Below are 16,407 nucleotides of genomic sequence, written 5' to 3' on the forward strand. Positions count from 1 at the left end.
TGCGGGCAGCGCCGGTGTCAGGCGGAAGCCGGCGGATACAGCGCGCGGGGCAGCTGGGAGGCCGCCGCCGCGTCCAGCAGCCACAGGGTGCGGGAGCGGCCCTGGGCACCGGCGGCCGGTGCCTGGATCTCACCCGCGCCCGACAGGGCGATCGCCGCGGCCTCGGCCTTGTCCTCGCCGGCCGCGAGCAACCACACCTCGCGGGCCGACCGGATCGCCGGCAGGGTCAGCGTGACCCGGGTCGGCGGCGGCTTGGGCGCGCCGTGCACACCGACGACCGTGCGCTCGGTCTCCCGTACGGCGGGCAGCTCCGGGAAGAGCGACGCCACATGGGTGTCCGGTCCGACGCCCAGCATGAGGACGTCGAAGGTCGGTACGGCGCCATGGTTCTCGGGACCGGCGGACCGGGCGAGTTCCTCGGCGTAGCCGGCCGCGGCGGCTTCCACGTCGTTGCCGTAGGGACCGTCCGACGCGGGCATGGCGTGCACGCGCTTCGGGTCCAGCGGCACCGAGTCGAGCAGTGCCTCACGGGCCTGGGTGACATTGCGCTCGGGGTCGCCCTCGGGCAGGAACCGCTCGTCGCCCCACCACAGGTCGAGGCGGCCCCAGTCGACGGCGTCCCGGGCGGGCTGGCCCGCCAGGGCTGCCAGCAGACCGTTGCCGTTGCGACCGCCGGTGAGCACGATCGAGGCGTAGCCGCGCGAGGCCTGCGCGTCCACGATCTTTGTGATCAGCCGGGCCGCGGCGGCCTGGGCCATCAGTTCCTTGTCGCGGTGGACGACGAGCTGGGGAGTACTCACTGCGGATCAGCCTTCTTCACCGGGGGCATCTTCGCGGGGGTGGGCCGGTCGGCGTCGCCCTGCTCCGACGAAGCCGAAGCCGTACCCGAGGACGCCGGAGCCGACGCGGGCGCCGTATCCGAGACCGCGCGCACCGGGAGCGCGGGCGTCGGCTGAGCCGCCGCCTCCGCCCGTTCCGCCGCCGACTGGATACCGCCCAGCCGGTCCACGCCGAACCGCAGCGCGGACGCGTAGGTGTCGTCCGGGTCGAGCCTGCGCAGCTCCTCCGCGAGGAGTTCGGACGTCTCCCGGCGCTTGAGCGCCACCGCGCGGTCCGGCTGGCCGGGCAGCGCCAGGGTGGCCATCGCCCCGTCGGACCGGTGCAGGGTGATCGGGCCGCCGGTCGTCTCCAGGCGCACCTGGGTCAGACCGGGACCCGCGGAGACCGCCCGCCGGACGTGCACGTGGAGGCGGTCGGCGAGCCACATCGCGAGCAGTTCGACGCTCGGGTTGGACTCCTCGCCCGCCACCTCGGCGGAGACGATCTCCGAGGAGACCTGGTCGAGCGCGGCGGCCAGCATCGAACGCCACGGGGTGATCCGGGCCCAGGCCAGGTCGGTGTCGCCCGGCTCGTAGCTCTCGGCACGGGACCGCAGCTCGTCGACGGGCTTCTCCGCCGCGTAGCTGTCGGTGACCCGGCGCTGGCTCAGGGCGCCCAGCGGGTCGTTCGCCGGGTCGCGGGGCGCATCCACCGACCACCAGACCACCACCGGCGCGTCCGGCAGCAGCAGCGGCAGCACCACGGACTGGGCGTGGTCGGAGACCTCGCCGTAGAGCCGCAGGACGACCGTCTCGCCGCTGCCCGCGTCCGCGCCCACCCGTACCTCGGCGTCGAGGCGGGACTGGGTGCGGTTGCGGGACGAGCGCGAGACGCGCTTGATGACCACGAGCGTGCGCGAGGGGTGCTCGTGCGCCGCGTCGTTGGCGGCCTTCAGCGCGTCGTAGGCGTTCTCCTCGTCCGTGACGACGACGAGGGTGAGCACCATGCCGACGGCGGGGGTACCGATGGCGCGGCGCCCCTTGACGAGCGCCTTGTTGATCTTGCTGGCAGTGGTGTCGGTGAGGTCTATCTTCATGGCCGGCGCCAGCTCCGTCCCTCTCGTGCGAGCATTTCGTCGGCCTCCACCGGACCCCACGTCCCGGACTGGTACTGCGCGGGCTTGCCGTGCTTGTCCCAGTACTGCTCGATCGGGTCGAGGATCTTCCAGGACAGCTCGACCTCCTCCGTGCGCGGGAAGAGGTTCGAGTCGCCGAGAAGGACGTCGAGGATGAGCCGCTCGTACGCCTCCGGGCTCGACTCCGTGAACGACTCGCCGTAGGCGAAGTCCATGGAGACGTCCCGGATCTCCATCGAGGTGCCGGGCACCTTGGAGCCGAAGCGGACCGTGACGCCCTCGTCGGGCTGGACGCGGAAGACGATCGCGTTCTGGCCCAGCTCCTCCGTCGCCGTCTGGTCGAAGGGGGAGTGCGGGGCGCGCTGGAAGACCACCGCGATCTCCGTGACGCGGCGGCCGAGGCGCTTGCCGGTGCGCAGGTAGAAGGGGACGCCCGCCCAGCGGCGGTTGTCGACCTCGACCTTGATCGCGGCGTACGTGTCGGTCTTCGACTTGGGGTCGATGCCGTCTTCCTGGAGGTAGCCGACGGCCTTCTCGCCGCCCTGCCAGCCCTCGGCGTACTGCCCGCGGACCGTGTTCTTCCCCAGGTCCTTCGGCAGCCGTACCGCGCCGAGCACCTTCTCCTTCTCGGCGGCCAGCGCGTCGGCGGAGAAGGAGGAGGGCTCCTCCATCGCGGTCAGCGCCATCAGCTGGAGCAGGTGGTTCTGGATGACGTCACGGGCGGCGCCGATGCCGTCGTAGTAGCCGGCCCGGCCGCCGATGCCGATGTCCTCGGCCATGGTGATCTGCACGTGGTCCACGAAGGACCGGTTCCAGATCGGCTCGAACATCGTGTTGGCGAAGCGGAGCGCCAGGATGTTCTGGACGGTCTCCTTGCCGAGGTAGTGGTCGATGCGGAACACCTGGTCCGCGGCGAACACCTCGTGCACGACCTTGTTGAGGTCCTCGGCCGACTTGAGGTCGTGGCCGAAGGGCTTCTCGATGACCGCGCGCCGCCAGGAACCGCCCTCCTGGTCGGCAAGACCGTGCTTCTTCAGCTGCTGGATGACGACCGGGAAGGAACGCGGCGGCACCGACAGGTAGAAGGCGAAGTTGCCGCCCGTGCCCTGGGCCTTGTCCAGCTCGTCGATCGTGTCGCGGAGCCGCTCGAACGCGTCGTCGTCGTCGAAGGTGCCCTGGACGAAGCGCATCCCCTGGACGAGCTGCTGCCAGACCTCCTCACGGAACGGCGTACGCGAGTGCTCCTTGACCGCGTCGTGGACCTCCTGCGCGAAGTCCTCGTTGGCCCACTCGCGCCGGGCGAAGCCGACGAGCGAGAAGCCCGGCGGCAGCAGACCCCGGTTGGCGAGGTCGTACACGGCGGGCATCAGCTTTTTGCGTGACAAATCGCCTGTGACGCCGAAGATGACCAGGCCCGACGGCCCCGCGATACGCGGGAGCCGTCGGTCGGCGGGGTCACGAAGCGGATTCGCCCCGGAACCGGAATGAGGAGCCAAGGTCTCAGCCCTCCGAAGGGGCGAGGCGCTGGAGCTCCGCCTCGGTCGACTTGAGCAGGTCGGTCCAGGACGCCTCGAACTTGTCGACGCCCTCGTCCTCCAGCAGCTGCACCACCTCGTCGTAGGAGATGCCCAGCGCCTCCAGGGCGGCCAGCTCGGCGCGGGACTGCTCGTACGTGCCGGTGATGGTGTCGCCGGTGATCTGCCCGTGGTCCTCGACGGCCTCGAGAGTGGCCTCCGGCATGGTGTTCACCGTGTTCGGCGCCACCAGCTCGTCCACGTACAGGGTGTCCTTGTACGCCTTGTCCTTGACGCCGGTCGAGGCCCACAGCGGACGCTGCTTGTTGGCCTGGGCCTTGTCGAGGGCGGCCCAGCGGTCCGAGGAGAAGACCTCCTCGTACGCCTCGTAGGCGAGCCGCGCGTTGGCGAGACCGGCCTTGCCGCGGGCGGCCTTGGCCTCGTCGGTGCCCAGCGCGTCGAGCCGCTTGTCGATCTCGGTGTCCACGCGGGACACGAAGAAGGACGCCACGGAGTGGATCTTCGAGAGGTCCAGGCCGCGCTCCTTGGCCTTCTCCAGGCCGGTGATGAACGCGTCCATGACCTCGCGGTAGCGCTCCAGCGAGAAGATCAGCGTGACGTTGACGCTGATGCCCAGGCCGATGGTCTCGGCGATCGCCGGGAGCCCCGCCCTGGTCGCCGGGATCTTGATGAGCGTGTTGGGCCGGTCCACCAGCCACGCCAGCTGCTTGGCCTCGGCGATGGTCGCCGCCGTGTTGTGGGCGAGGCGCGGGTCGACCTCGATGGAGACCCGGCCGTCCTGGCCGCCGGTCGCGTCGAAGACCGGCCGCAGGATGTCGGCGGCGTCGCGGACGTCCGCCGTCGTGATCATGCGGATGGCTTCCTCGACGGTGACCTTGCGGGCCGCGAGGTCGGCGAGCTGCTGGTCGTAACCGTCGCCCTCCGAGATGGCCTTCTGGAAGATCGACGGGTTGGTGGTGACGCCCACGACGTGCTGCTGGTCGATCAGTTCGGCGAGGTTGCCGGACGTGATCCGCTTGCGCGACAGGTCGTCCAGCCAGATCGCGACGCCTTCTTCAGAGAGGCGCTTGAGTGCGTCTGTCATGGAAAATGCATCTCCTACGTGTCGTATGTCAGCGTCAGCTCTGGGCGGCGGCGATGGATTCCCTGGCCTTGGCGGCCACATTCTCGGCAGTGAAGCCGAACTCCTGGAAGAGCACCTTGCCGTCGGCGGAAGCCCCGAAGTGCTCAAGGGAAACGATGCGACCGGCGTCCCCGACGAAGCGGTACCAGGTCAGACCGATACCGGCCTCGACCGCGACCCGCGCCCTGACCGACGGCGGCAGCACGCTGTCCCGGTACTCCTTGTCCTGCGCGTCGAACCACTCCACGCACGGCATGGACACGACCCGCGTCGGCACACCCTCGGCCTCCAGCTGCTCCCGCGCCTCGACGGCCAGGTGCACCTCGGAACCGGTGCCGATGAGGATGACCTCCGGGGTTCCGGTGGACGCCTCGAAGAGCACGTAACCGCCCTTGGCGGTGTCCTCGTTGGCGTCGTACGTCGGCACGCCCTGACGGGTCAGGGCGAAACCGTGCGGGTGACCCTCGCCGTACACCTTCGTGTAGCGGCGCAGGACCTCGCGCCAGGCGATGGCCGTCTCGTTGGCGTCGGCGGGGCGCACGATGTTCAGGCCTGGGATAGCGCGCAGCGAGGCGAGGTGCTCGACCGGCTGGTGGGTGGGGCCGTCCTCGCCGAGGCCGATGGAGTCGTGCGTCCACACGTACGTCACCGGCAGGTGCATCAGCGCCGACAGGCGTACGGCGTTGCGCATGTAGTCGGAGAAGACGAGGAACGTGCCGCCGTAGACGCGCGTGTTGCCGTGCAGCGTGATGCCGTTCAGCTCCGCGCCCATGGAGTGCTCGCGGATGCCGAAGTGGATCGTGCGGCCGTACGGGTTCGCCTCCGGCAGCGGGTTGTCCGCCGGGAGGAACGACGACGTCTTGTCGATGGTCGTGTTGTTCGAGCCCGCGAGGTCGGCCGAGCCGCCCCACAGCTCCGGGATGACCGCGCCGAGCGCCTGGAGCACCTTGCCGGACGCGGCACGGGTGGCGACGGACTTGCCCGTCTCGAAGGCCGGGAGCTGCTCTTCCCAGCCGGCCGGCAGCTCGCCCGCGCGGATGCGGTCGTACTCGGCCGCGCGCTCCGGGTTGTTGGCGCGCCATTCCTGGTACGACGGGTCCCACGCGGCCTTCGCCTCGCGGCCCCGCTCCAGCGCCTGGCGGGTGTGCTTGAGGACGTCGTCCGAGACGTCGAAGGACTTCTCCGGGTCGAAGCCGAGGACGCGCTTGGTGGCGGCGACCTCGTCGGCGCCGAGCGCCGAGCCGTGCGCGGCCTCGGTGTTCTGCGCGTTCGGCGCGGGCCAGGCGATGATCGAGCGCATCGCGATGAACGACGGCTTGTTCGTCACCTTCTTCGCGGCCTCGATGGCGTTGTAGATGGCGTGCGGGTCGAGGTCGCCGTCCGGCTTCGGGGCGACGCGCTGGACGTGCCAGCCGTAGGCCTCGTAGCGCTTGACGGTGTCCTCGGAGACCGCGGTCTCCGTGTCGCCCTCGATGGAGATGTGGTTGTCGTCCCACAGGAGGATGAGGTTGCCGAGCTCCTGGTGGCCCGCCATGGAGGAGGCCTCCGCGGAGATGCCCTCCTGGAGGCAGCCGTCACCGGCGATCGCGAAGATGAAGTGGTCGAAGGGCGACTCGCCCTGCGGGGCGTCCGGGTCGAACAGACCGCGCTCGTAGCGGGCGGCCATCGCCATGCCCACCGCGTTGGCGACACCCTGGCCCAGCGGGCCGGTCGTCGTCTCCACGCCGGTGGTGTGGCCGTACTCGGGGTGCCCCGGGGTCTTCGAGCCCCAGGTGCGGAACGCTTCGAGGTCGGCCAGCTCCAGGCCGAACCCGGCCAGGTAGAGCTGCGTGTAGAGGGTCAGGGACGAGTGGCCGGCGGACAGCACGAACCGGTCGCGGCCCACCCAGTCGGGGTCGGCCGGGTCATGCCGCATCACCTTCTGGAAGAGGGTGTACGCGGCGGGCGCGAGGCTCATGGCCGTACCGGGATGGCCGTTACCGACCTTCTGTACGGCATCGGCGGCCAGGACGCGGGCGGTGTCCACCGCCCGCTGGTCCAACTCGGTCCACTCGAGGTCTGTTGTGGTCGGCTTGGTGCTCACCCTGGGTCAGGGCTCCTCTCCACATGTCACGCATGTCGGATGCCGGTGCACTTGGCGCCCACCGGCCGTTGTCGAGCCTACCCCCGTGAGAACGTGCATTTTTTCGAGTCATTCCAGACTGCCGGGACTCTCGCGGATCCGCCTCCCGACTGGGTCGTTTCGTATCCGGCAACTGAATACGGAGGTGCTCGTTCGAGTGCTCAACAGAGTGGTGATCAGCTCTTCCGGGGGCCCCGTCCAACACGACCCCACCCCCGCGAATGTCCGGGTCTGGGCAACGTCTACAGTGGCGTGGTACGCGTGAGCCTTTACGGGGAGTTCACACCCGAAGGCTTGCTGGGATGTCTCTGTCAGGGGTGTGCGTGACGGCCGTTGAATCCCGTCCAGCGGGGATTGTCGGGGCGAGCCAGAGCCCGAGCCGGCGGCCGATCGGGGCCCGGGTCATGGCGTTCGTGGCGCTGACCAAGCCGCGGATCATCGAGCTGCTGCTGATCACCACCGTTCCGGTGATGTTCCTGGCCCAGCAGGGTGTGCCGGACCTCAAGCTGGTCCTCCTCACCTGTGTCGGCGGCTATCTGTCCGCCGGCGGCGCCAACGCGCTGAACATGTACATCGACCGCGACATCGACGCGCTCATGGACCGCACCTCGCAGCGGCCCCTGGTCACCGGCATGGTCAGCCCCCGCGAGTGCCTCGCCTTCGGCATCTCGCTCGCGGTCATCTCGACCCTGATGTTCGGCCTGACCGTCAACTGGCTGTCCGCCTGGCTCGCGCTCGGCGCGCTCCTCTTCTACGTCGTCGTCTACACGATGCTCCTCAAGAGGCGTACGTCGCAGAACATCGTGTGGGGCGGCATCGCCGGCTGTCTCCCGGTCCTCATCGGCTGGTCCGCGGTCACGGACTCCATGTCCTGGGCCCCCGTCATCCTCTTCCTCGTCATGTTCTTCTGGACGCCGCCGCACTACTGGCCGCTGTCGATGAAGGTCAAGGACGACTACGCGCGCGTGGGCGTGCCGATGCTCCCGGTCGTCGCCTCCAACAAGGTCGTCGCCCGGCAGATCGTGATCTACAGCTGGGTCATGGTCGCCGTCTCGCTGCTGCTGACGCCTCTCGGCTACACCGGCTGGTTCTACACCCTGGTCGCGCTGCTGGCCGGCGGGTTCTGGCTGTGGGAGGCGCACGGGCTTCAGAACCGCGCCAAGGCCGAGGTGACCGGCGGCAAGCTCAAGGAGATGCGGCTGTTCCACTGGTCGATCACCTATGTGTCGATCCTGTTCGTGGCGATCGCGGTGGACCCCTTCCTCAGGTGAGGGGGCCCGCTGAGGCGGGAGTCACGGACCCCGCCCGTCGCCCTCGGCGCTACTCGTCGGTAGCATCCTGGCCATGGCAGACACGCAGCAGGTTGACGCGAAGGCCGAGCGCCAGGTGGCCCGCCTCGCCAAGCAGATCGGCACCTTCTCCACGGCACACGGCGGCGCCGAGGGCCAGGTCGCCTACATCGGCGAACGCGGCGCCCGCATCGTCCTCGTCGGCGAGGACGGCGCCTGGGGCGACCTGGTGGCCACCTCCTACGAGATCGCCCAGCAGGCCGTCGAGAAGTCCGGGATCACCGTCCACGAGGCCTTCGACGGCGAGTTCGCGGCCAAGGTGAAAACGGGCCCGTACGAGTGGACCCGCATGGCGGGCATCCAGGTGGGCGGCCCGAGCAACAGCTGAACAGGGCCCATGAATCGCGCCCCCGGAGGCGCGGCGTCCCTCACACGGGGTGTGGACGAGCAACACCTCACACCCGATTCACCCGTTAGGACCTCAGGAACACAAGGTCCAGCAACGGGGAGCCCGGATGATCGAAACGCCGTCCCTCGTGGACCAGTACTGCCACGGCGTACTGAGAACGGAGCTGGGCCTCGGCACCTTCGAGGCCCAACTCGCCCGCACGGAGGGCCCACCCGCCCCCGGCACCACCCTCTTCGACACCCAGACGGGCTTCGCCGTACGACGCTGGTGCCCGCCCCTGCTCGGCCTGGAGCCGCACTGCCCGCCCGCCCGCTATCTCGCCCGCCGTCGTGAACTGGGCGTACTGGAAGCGGGCCGCAGGCTGCTGCGCGGCAGCGGCATCACGACGTACCTGATCGACACGGGCCTGCCGGGCGACCTCACGGGCCCCGCCGAGATGGCGACGGCGGGGCAGGCGGACGCGCGGGAGATCGTCCGCCTCGAACTCCTCGCGGAACAGGTCGCCGACACCTCCGGCACCGTCGAGTCCTTCCTCGCCAACCTCGCCGAGTCGGTGCACGGCGCCGCCGCGAGCGCGGTCGCCTTCACCTCCGTGGCGGGCGTACGGCACGGCCTCGCGCTCGCTCCCGAACCGCCGGGCCCCGGCGAGGTGCGCGGCGCGGCGGCCCGCTGGCTGGCCGGGCGCCGGGTCGGCGGGACGCTCAGCGACCCCGTGCTGCTGCGCCACCTGCTGTGGATCGCCGTGGCGTCCGGGCTGCCGCTCCAACTGCACGCCGGACTGGGCGAACCGGGCCTGCGTATCGACCGCACCGACCCCGTCCTGCTCACCGACTTCGTCCGCGCGACGGCCGGACTCGGCACCGACCTGATCCTGCTGCACAGCTACCCGTACCACCGCCACGCGGCCCACCTCGCCGGTGTCTTCCCGCATGTCTACGCCGACTCGGGCGCCGCCCTCGTCCGCACCGGCGCCCGCGCCGCGACCGTGCTCGCCGAGATCCTGGAGCTGGCCCCCTTCGGCAAGATCCTCTTCTCCAGCGGGGCCCACGGGCTGCCCGAACTGCACGTCGTGGGCGCCCGGTTGTTCCGCGACGCGCTCGGGCGCGTGCTCGGCGCCTGGGTCGCCGACGGAGCCTGGTCGCCGGCCGACGCGCAGCGGGTCGCGGGACTGATCGCGGTCGGCAACGCGAAGAGGGTGTACGGGCTGGAGTGAGCTGTACAGACTGGGCCCATGCCGACCGACGCCTTGCTCGACCGCTTCCTGAACGAACTGGCCCCACTGGCCCCCCTCGCCGTGTGGGCCCACGGTTCGCTCGCCGGGGGCGACTACCAGGAGGGCCGCAGCGACCTGGACCTGATAGCGATCCTGGACCACCCGCTCAAGCCGAGCACCGCCCGCAGCCTCGTCGCCCTGCACCGGGGCCTGCGCACCGACCCCCTCGCGGTCCGGCTGCATTGCAGCTACCTCGCGCCCGGCACGCAGGACGCCCCCAACCAGCGCCACCTGACCTGGGCCCACGACCACGTCACCCGTCGGCCCGTCACACCTGTCACCCGGCGTGAACTGCACGCGTTCGGGCGGGTGCTGCACGGCGGATCACCGAAGGACCTGCTCCCGGAGGTGACGGACCAGGAGCTGGCCGAGTTCGTCGTACGCGACCAGCGGGAGTTCTGGCGGCCGGCCGTCGACAAGCCGCAGCTCTGGCTCCAGGACGTCTGGGTCGACGTGGGCCTGACCACCTTCGCCCGCGCGACCGTCACCCGCAGGGACGGCCGCCTGATCACCAAGCGCGAGGCCCTCGACCTGCTGCCCGCGCTGGGCGCCCCGGCGGAGGTCGTGGCGGACGTCGTACGGAGGCGTTACGACGGTACGGCGCCGTCCGCTGCCTCCGTGGAGGGCGACTGGCTCCACCGCAGGGCGGAGCTGACCCGGGCCTATCTGGGCCCGGCGATCGACGACCTGGTGACCCGCTACGGGTGAGCCGTTCAGCGCGGGTGATGCCTCACGCGCGCGTGGGGAGCGACTGTTCCACCGACGGGCCGGGCAGGTCGGCAACGACCTCCGGCCGCTCGCGGAGCGACAGCAGCACCCGCAGCACGCCGATCCACACCAGGCACGAGCCGAGCATGTGGAGGGCGACCAGGGCCTCGGGGAGGTTCGTGAAGTACTGGACGTACCCGATGACGCCCTGGGAGAGCAGGATCAGGAACAGGTCGCGGGTGCGGTCCAGGGGGCCCTTGGGGGCGTCGACCGCCTTGAGGACGAACCACAGGGCGAAGGTCAGCGTGACCACGATCCAGGCGAGCACCGCGTGCAGCTTGGCGACCGTCTCCCAGTCGATCGGGATGCGGTCGACCTCCTTGGAGTCGCCCGCGTGCGGACCCGCGCCGGTGACGACCGTGCCGACCGCGATCAGCAGCACGGAGGCGGTGACCAGGAACCACACCAGCTGCTGCACGGCCTTGCCGACCAGCGGCTTGGGCTCCGCGTCGCCCTCCCGGCTGCGCTGCCACATCAGCGTGGCCACCGCGATCAGCGCCGAGGAGAGCAGGAAGTGGGCCGCGACCGTGTAGGGGTTGAGGCCGACGAGCACCACGATGCCGCCGAGGACCGCGTTGCTCATCACGATCCAGAACTGGGCCCAGCCCAGCCGGGTCAGCCCGCGCCGCCACGGCTTCTGCGAACGCGCCGCGATGATCGCCCAGCCGACGGCGGCGCACAGGACGTACGTCAGCATGCGGTTGCCGAACTCGATGGCTCCGTGGAAGCCCATCGCGCTGGTCGTGGTGAGCGAGTCGTCCGTGCACTTGGGCCAGGTCGGGCAGCCGAGCCCCGATCCCGTCAGCCGCACGGCACCGCCGGTGACCACGATGACCACCGACATGACGAGTGCGGCGAGAGCCGCCCGCCGCACCGTCCGGGAATCCGGGGTCCAGCGTGCGGCGATGAAGGCGAGGGGGTTGCGCGCGGCGGCTACGACGTCGGCGCGGGTCACGTTTGGCACGGGGACCATCGTAGGGGGGTGCTTGTGCACGCGTTCACGAGGGTCCCCCGGGGGTTGCGCGAGGGACCCCGTGACCCGGTTACTCCCAGCGGAAGAATCTTCCCGCCGCCGCCAGCCCGACGACCGCCCACACGCCCAGGATGCCGAGGTCGCCCCAGGGCATCCCGGCCCCGTGCTGGAGCACGTCCCGCAGGCCGTCCGACAGCGCCGAGATGGGCAGCAGGCCCAGCACGTCCTGCACCCCCGACGGGTACTTGTCCATCGGCACGATGACTCCGCCGCCGACCAGGAGCAGCAGGAACACCAGGTTCGCGGCGGCGAGCGTGGCCTCGGCCTTCAGGGTGCCCGCCATCAGCAGGCCGAGACCCGAGAAGGCCGCCGTGCCGAGGACCAGGAGCAGGAACACCGCGAAGGGGTTGCCGTGCGGGGACCAGCCCAGCGCGAAGGCGATCGCCGTCAGCAGGATGATCTGGAGGATCTCCGTGACCAGCACCGAGACCGTCTTCGCGGTCATCAGACCCCAGCGGGGCAGCGGGGAGGACGCGAGGCGCTTCAGGACGCCGTAGCGCCGCTCGAAGCCCGTCGCGATGGCCTGGCCGGTGAACGCCGTCGACATCACGGCGAGGGCCAGGATGCCCGGGGTGAGGAAGTCGACGGACTTGCCCTTGCCGGTGTCGACGATGTCCACCGAGCTGAACAGGACGAGCAGGAGGGTGGGGATCACGACCGTCAACAGGAGCTGCTCGCCGTTCCGCAGAAGCATCTTCGTCTCCAGGACCGCCTGTGCCGCGATCATGCGGGGGAGCGGGGCCGCCCCCGGTGCGGGCGCGTAGGTCGCCGTGGTCATCCGCGCAGCTCCTTGCCGGTCAGCTCAAGAAAAACGTCCTCCAGGGTGTGCCGTTCGACCGAGATCTTCTCCGGCATCACCCCGTGCTGCGCGCACCAGGAGGTGACCGTGGCGAGCAGTTGCGGGTCGACCTTGCCGCCGACGCGGTAGGAGCCCGGGGTCAGTTCCGCGGCCGTGGAGTCGGCCGGGAGCGCCTTCAGCAGGGAGCCGACGTCGAGGCCGGGGCGCCCGCTGAAGCGGAGGGTGTTCTCGGCGCCGCCGCGGCACAGCTCCTCGGGGGAGCCCTGCGCGATGACCTTGCCGGCGTCGATGATCGCGACGTCGTCGGCGAGCTGCTCGGCCTCGTCCATGTGGTGGGTCGTGAGGACGACCGAGACGCCGTCCGTGCGGAGGTCCCTGACGAGGTCCCAGGTCGCGCGGCGGGCCTGCGGGTCGAGGCCGGCGGTCGGCTCGTCCAGGAAGACCAGTTCGGGGCGGCCCACGACGGCCATCGCGAGCGCGAGGCGCTGCTGCTGGCCGCCGGACAGCCGCCGGTAGGTCGTGCGGCCGCAGCTGCCCAGGCCCAGGCGCTCGATGAGCGCGTCCACGTCCAGCGGGTGCGCGTGCAGCTTGGCGATGTGGCGGAGCATCTCGTCGGCGCGGGCGCCCGAGTAGACGCCGCCGGACTGGAGCATCACGCCGATTCTGGGGCGCAGGGCGGCGGACTCACGGACCGGGTCGAGGCCCAGGACGCGTACCGCGCCGGCGTCCGGCCTCCGGTACCCCTCGCAGGTCTCGACCGTGGTCGTCTTGCCCGCCCCGTTGGGGCCGAGCACCGCGGTGACTCCCGCACCGGCCACCAGGTCGAGGCCGTTCACCGCGGTCTTCGTGCCGTACCGCTTCACCAGGGCCTGGACCTGGAGCACGGGCTCACTTCGCATGGGCCCGAGTCTAGGTACGCGGCCCGCGCCGCAGGCGGGCGGGTGCCGGGATCTCCTCCTCACGGGAACGGTGCAGCGCCAGCCACCGTTCGGCGTAGGCCACGGCGTCCGCCACCGGGAACAGGCGGGCGTCGGCCGCGCCCACCGTGCCGCGGAGCACCGGGTGGCCGGCGGGACGGTCCCGCTCGAAGTCGTGGCCCAGCTCGTCGAAGCGGTCGGAGGAGATCGACACCTCGGTGACCGTCTCCCAGCCGTCCGGTCCGGGGCGGCCGACCCGGACCAGCGGCGAGGGTATGCGGTACTCGGCGAGATGGAAGCTCGTGCAGGTGTCGTAGCCCGCGCCGAGCAGCAGCACGCGCGCGTGGAGGGCCTCCAGGCGGGCCAGGGGGCTGCGCTCGCCGAGCCGGCAGTCGGTCGCGTGCCCGGCGACGACCTCGGCCGCCCGCGCACCGACCGCCGCGAAGGACGTCTGCGGATGCGCCGAGCGCTCGGCTCCGGGCCAGGTGCGCACGGTCTCCGGGACCACGCCGACGCCCCGCGAGGGCGTGACGAGGGGGTCGTAGGGCGGCATGGCGGTGCGGATGGTGTCCCACCACTCCTGGGGGACCGGCGGGTTCGCCCAGTGGGCCGGGTCCGAGAGGTCGCCGGTCTGGGTGGGGACGACCAGGGTGCCGTCCGGGCCGAGGGCGTCGAGCACTCCTTGGACGAGCGACACGGCGCCTCCGCAGACCCATCCGAGGGAGCTGAGGGAGGTGTGGACGAGCAGGGTCTCGCCGGGGCGGACACCGAGGGCGCGCAGCTGTGCGGCGACTGTGTCCCGGGTGACAAGTGGGCCGGTGGGAGGGGGTACGGGCATGGTGGAGGAGTCTCCCGCAAGGGGCGCGCGGGGGCCAGTGAATTGATCGATCAAAGATCGTTCCCGCAGGTCAGATTAGGTATGCCTAAGTGATGCAGCGCACCGTCCATCCGCCGGACGCGGGTTGCCTGCCTCTGAGGAATTACGCAACAATGGCGTTGTGAAAAACGTTGGCGAGGCTCCGCAGGAGGAACTCGCGACCGGTGAGCGGTCCACCCGCAACCGCGTCGCGCGCTCCATCCTGGACCACGGCCCGTCGACCGTCGCCGACCTCGCCGGCCGGCTGGGGCTGACCCAGGCCGCCGTGCGCCGCCATCTCGACGCACTCGTCGCCGACGACGTCGTGGAAGCACGCGAGCAGCGGGTCTACGGAGCGCGCACGCGCGGCCGCCCCGCCAAGGTGTTCGCCCTGACCGACTGCGGCCGGGACGCCTTCGACCAGTCCTACGACAAGCTCGCCGCGGACGCCCTGCGCTGGATCGCCGCACAGGGCGGCGGGGACGAGGCGATCGTCGCCTTCGCCCGCGACCGCATGGCCGCCCAGGCCATCGCCTACCGCAAGGCCGTCGAGGCCGTCGCCCCCGAGAACCGCGCGGAAGCGCTGGCCAAGGCCCTGAGCGCGGACGGGTACGCTGCTACGGCGCGTAGCGCACCGGTCGGTGAGCAGCTCTGCCAGCACCACTGCCCGGTCGCCCATGTCGCCGAGCAGTTCCCGCAACTGTGCGATGCGGAGACGGAGCTCTTCTCCCAGCTGCTCGGCACCCATGTCCAGCGACTGGCCACCATCGCCCACGGCGACGGCGTGTGCACCACGTTTATCCCGAAGATTTCCAAGAACGCAGCTAACACATCTGTAAGTGACGCCGGGAGGAACCCCGCATGACGCTCCCCATCGAGGAGACCGCCCACCCCGAGCTCGAGGGTCTGGGCACCTACGAATACGGCTGGGCCGACTCCGACGTGGCCGGTGCCTCCGCGAAGCGCGGCATCAACGAGGACGTCGTCCGGGACATCTCCGGCAAGAAGAACGAGCCGGAGTGGATGACCAAGCTCCGTCTCAAGGGCCTGCGCCTGTTCGAGAAGAAGCCCATGCCGAACTGGGGCTCCGACCTCTCCGGCATCGACTTCGACAACATCAAGTACTTCGTGCGCTCCACGGAGAAGCAGGCGGAGTCCTGGGAGGACCTGCCCGAGGACATCAAGAACACGTACGACAAGCTCGGCATCCCCGAGGCGGAGAAGCAGCGCCTCGTCGCCGGTGTCGCCGCGCAGTACGAGTCCGAGGTCGTCTACCACCAGATCCGTGAGGACCTGGAGGAGCAGGGCGTCATCTTCCTCGACACCGACACCGCGCTGAAGGAGCACCCGGAGCTCTTCAAGGAGTACTTCGGCACCGTCATCCCGGTCGGCGACAACAAGTTCGCGTCGCTCAACACGGCCGTGTGGTCCGGCGGTTCCTTCATCTACGTGCCGAAGGGCGTGCACGTCGAGATCCCGCTCCAGGCCTACTTCCGCATCAACACGGAGAACATGGGCCAGTTCGAGCGGACCCTGATCATCGTCGACGAGGGTGCCTACGTGCACTACGTCGAGGGCTGTACGGCGCCGATCTACAAGTCGGACTCGCTGCACTCCGCGGTCGTCGAGATCATCGTGAAGAAGAACGCCCGCTGCCGCTACACGACCATCCAGAACTGGTCGAACAACGTCTACAACCTGGTCACCAAGCGCGCCGTGGCGTACGAGGGCGCGACCATGGAGTGGATCGACGGCAACATCGGCTCCAAGGTGACGATGAAGTACCCGGCCGTCTACCTGATGGGCGAGCACGCCAAGGGCGAGACCCTCTCCATCGCCTTCGCGGGCGAGGGCCAGCACCAGGACGCCGGCTCCAAGATGGTCCACATGGCGCCGAACACGTCCTCCAACATCGTCTCCAAGTCGGTGGCGCGCGGCGGCGGCCGTACGTCCTACCGCGGTCTCGTCGAGATCGGCGAGGGCGCCCACGGCTCCAAGTCGAACGTGCTCTGCGACGCGCTGCTCGTCGACACCATCTCCCGCTCGGACACGTACCCGTACGTCGACGTCCGCGAGGACGACGTGTCCATGGGCCACGAGGCGACCGTCTCCAAGGTCTCCGAGGACCAGCTCTTCTACCTGATGAGCCGCGGTCTGACCGAGTTCGAGGCGATGGCGATGATCGTGCGCGGCTTCGTCGAGCCGATCGCCAAGGAGCTGCCGATGGAGTACGCCCTCGAACTCAACCGGCTGATCGAGCTGCAGATGGAAGGCTCGGTCGGTTAAGACCGGTTCTTCCGTACGTAGCCAGCGAATTCTGACGCAGGAA

The 16,407-nt window shown here is 70.3% G+C and carries 15 protein-coding genes; 6 read left to right on the forward strand and 9 right to left on the reverse strand.

Annotation, left to right across the window (positions count from 1 at the left end):
* Window positions 1-17 precede the first annotated feature (17 nt).
* From pgl to tkt, 5 genes are read right to left on the reverse strand one after another with little or no spacing between them, the layout of a single operon-like run.
* Window positions 18-800 (reverse strand): 6-phosphogluconolactonase, encoded by a 783-nt coding sequence (gene pgl, locus ACIRB1_RS10690; protein WP_403465271.1) that lies wholly within the window; start codon window positions 798-800, stop codon window positions 18-20.
* Window positions 797-1,915 carry a glucose-6-phosphate dehydrogenase assembly protein OpcA gene (gene opcA / locus ACIRB1_RS10695; protein ID WP_403465272.1) on the reverse strand — a complete coding sequence of 373 codons (1,119 nt, stop codon included), beginning with the start codon at window positions 1,913-1,915 and terminating at the stop codon, window positions 797-799. Before opcA ends, pgl begins: the two co-directional genes overlap by 4 nt.
* Complete coding sequence (gene zwf, locus ACIRB1_RS10700) at window positions 1,912-3,450, reverse strand: glucose-6-phosphate dehydrogenase (RefSeq protein WP_352184644.1); 1,539 nt, start codon at window positions 3,448-3,450, stop codon at window positions 1,912-1,914. Before zwf ends, opcA begins: the two co-directional genes overlap by 4 nt.
* Before the next feature lie 4 nt (window positions 3,451-3,454).
* On the reverse strand, window positions 3,455-4,573 hold the full coding sequence (tal, locus tag ACIRB1_RS10705) for a transaldolase (RefSeq protein ID WP_352184643.1): 1,119 nt from the start codon (window positions 4,571-4,573) through the stop codon (window positions 3,455-3,457).
* Between the two features lie 34 nt (window positions 4,574-4,607).
* Window positions 4,608-6,695: a transketolase gene (gene tkt, locus ACIRB1_RS10710; RefSeq protein ID WP_352184642.1), complete on the reverse strand. Its 2,088-nt coding sequence runs from the start codon at window positions 6,693-6,695 to the stop codon at window positions 4,608-4,610.
* Between the two features lie 356 nt (window positions 6,696-7,051).
* On the opposite strand from tkt, the gene ACIRB1_RS10715 reads away from it, so the two are divergent.
* The 4 genes from ACIRB1_RS10715 to ACIRB1_RS10730 all read left to right on the forward strand — a co-directional run bounded on the left by ACIRB1_RS10715 (window position 7,052) and on the right by ACIRB1_RS10730 (window position 10,413).
* Window positions 7,052-8,005, forward strand: coding sequence for a heme o synthase (locus tag ACIRB1_RS10715; RefSeq protein WP_403465389.1), 954 nt, complete (start codon window positions 7,052-7,054; stop codon window positions 8,003-8,005).
* A gap of 73 nt (window positions 8,006-8,078) precedes the next feature.
* Window positions 8,079-8,411 (forward strand): hypothetical protein, encoded by a 333-nt coding sequence (locus ACIRB1_RS10720; protein WP_352184640.1) that lies wholly within the window; start codon window positions 8,079-8,081, stop codon window positions 8,409-8,411.
* Window positions 8,412-8,538: 127 nt separating this feature from the next.
* Window positions 8,539-9,645, forward strand: coding sequence for an amidohydrolase family protein (locus ACIRB1_RS10725; RefSeq protein WP_352184639.1), 1,107 nt, complete (start codon window positions 8,539-8,541; stop codon window positions 9,643-9,645).
* 18 nt (window positions 9,646-9,663) lie between these two features.
* Window positions 9,664-10,413: a nucleotidyltransferase domain-containing protein gene (locus tag ACIRB1_RS10730; protein ID WP_403465273.1), complete on the forward strand. Its 750-nt coding sequence runs from the start codon at window positions 9,664-9,666 to the stop codon at window positions 10,411-10,413.
* A gap of 22 nt (window positions 10,414-10,435) precedes the next feature.
* On the opposite strand, the gene ACIRB1_RS10735 is transcribed toward ACIRB1_RS10730, so the two are convergent.
* The 4 genes from ACIRB1_RS10735 to ACIRB1_RS10750 all read right to left on the reverse strand — a co-directional run bounded on the left by ACIRB1_RS10735 (window position 10,436) and on the right by ACIRB1_RS10750 (window position 14,060).
* A complete protein-coding gene (locus ACIRB1_RS10735; RefSeq protein WP_352184637.1) occupies window positions 10,436-11,446 on the reverse strand; it encodes a COX15/CtaA family protein in 1,011 nt (336 codons plus the stop codon).
* 70 nt (window positions 11,447-11,516) lie between these two features.
* Window positions 11,517-12,284, reverse strand: coding sequence for an ABC transporter permease (locus ACIRB1_RS10740; protein ID WP_352184636.1), 768 nt, complete (start codon window positions 12,282-12,284; stop codon window positions 11,517-11,519).
* Window positions 12,281-13,204 carry an ABC transporter ATP-binding protein gene (locus ACIRB1_RS10745; RefSeq protein ID WP_352184635.1) on the reverse strand — a complete coding sequence of 308 codons (924 nt, stop codon included), beginning with the start codon at window positions 13,202-13,204 and terminating at the stop codon, window positions 12,281-12,283. Before ACIRB1_RS10745 ends, ACIRB1_RS10740 begins: the two co-directional genes overlap by 4 nt.
* 10 nt (window positions 13,205-13,214) lie before the next feature.
* Window positions 13,215-14,060 (reverse strand): AAC(3) family N-acetyltransferase, encoded by an 846-nt coding sequence (locus ACIRB1_RS10750; RefSeq protein ID WP_352184634.1) that lies wholly within the window; start codon window positions 14,058-14,060, stop codon window positions 13,215-13,217.
* A 160-nt stretch (window positions 14,061-14,220) separates the two neighbouring features.
* Here ACIRB1_RS10750 and ACIRB1_RS10755 point away from each other — a divergent pair, with 160 nt between their 5' ends.
* The gene (locus ACIRB1_RS10755) at window positions 14,221-14,943 is read left to right on the forward strand and encodes a metalloregulator ArsR/SmtB family transcription factor (protein WP_352184633.1); all 723 of its coding nucleotides are present in this window, start codon (window positions 14,221-14,223) and stop codon (window positions 14,941-14,943) included.
* A complete protein-coding gene (gene sufB / locus ACIRB1_RS10760) occupies window positions 14,940-16,364 on the forward strand; it encodes a Fe-S cluster assembly protein SufB (protein WP_352184632.1) in 1,425 nt (474 codons plus the stop codon). The genes ACIRB1_RS10755 and sufB overlap by 4 nt, the downstream gene beginning before the upstream one ends.
* Window positions 16,365-16,407: the final 43 nt, after the last annotated feature.

This window comes from Streptomyces sp. NPDC096013, from assembly GCF_044763565.1.
In the GTDB taxonomy this organism is placed as follows: domain Bacteria; phylum Actinomycetota; class Actinomycetes; order Streptomycetales; family Streptomycetaceae; genus Streptomyces.

Coding starts and splice junctions, on each gene's coding strand:
- opcA (WP_403465272.1), bottom strand. CDS start 1,915: ATGAAGATAGACCTCACCGACACCACTGCCAGCAAGATCAACAAGGCG.
- tal (WP_352184643.1), bottom strand. CDS start 4,573: ATGACAGACGCACTCAAGCGCCTCTCTGAAGAAGGCGTCGCGATCTGG.
- ACIRB1_RS10720 (WP_352184640.1), top strand. CDS start 8,079: ATGGCAGACACGCAGCAGGTTGACGCGAAGGCCGAGCGCCAGGTGGCC.
- ACIRB1_RS10725 (WP_352184639.1), top strand. CDS start 8,539: ATGATCGAAACGCCGTCCCTCGTGGACCAGTACTGCCACGGCGTACTG.
- ACIRB1_RS10730 (WP_403465273.1), top strand. CDS start 9,664: ATGCCGACCGACGCCTTGCTCGACCGCTTCCTGAACGAACTGGCCCCA.
- ACIRB1_RS10735 (WP_352184637.1), bottom strand. CDS start 11,446: ATGGTCCCCGTGCCAAACGTGACCCGCGCCGACGTCGTAGCCGCCGCG.
- ACIRB1_RS10740 (WP_352184636.1), bottom strand. CDS start 12,284: ATGACCACGGCGACCTACGCGCCCGCACCGGGGGCGGCCCCGCTCCCC.
- ACIRB1_RS10745 (WP_352184635.1), bottom strand. CDS start 13,204: ATGCGAAGTGAGCCCGTGCTCCAGGTCCAGGCCCTGGTGAAGCGGTAC.
- ACIRB1_RS10750 (WP_352184634.1), bottom strand. CDS start 14,060: ATGCCCGTACCCCCTCCCACCGGCCCACTTGTCACCCGGGACACAGTC.
- sufB (WP_352184632.1), top strand. CDS start 14,940: ATGACGCTCCCCATCGAGGAGACCGCCCACCCCGAGCTCGAGGGTCTG.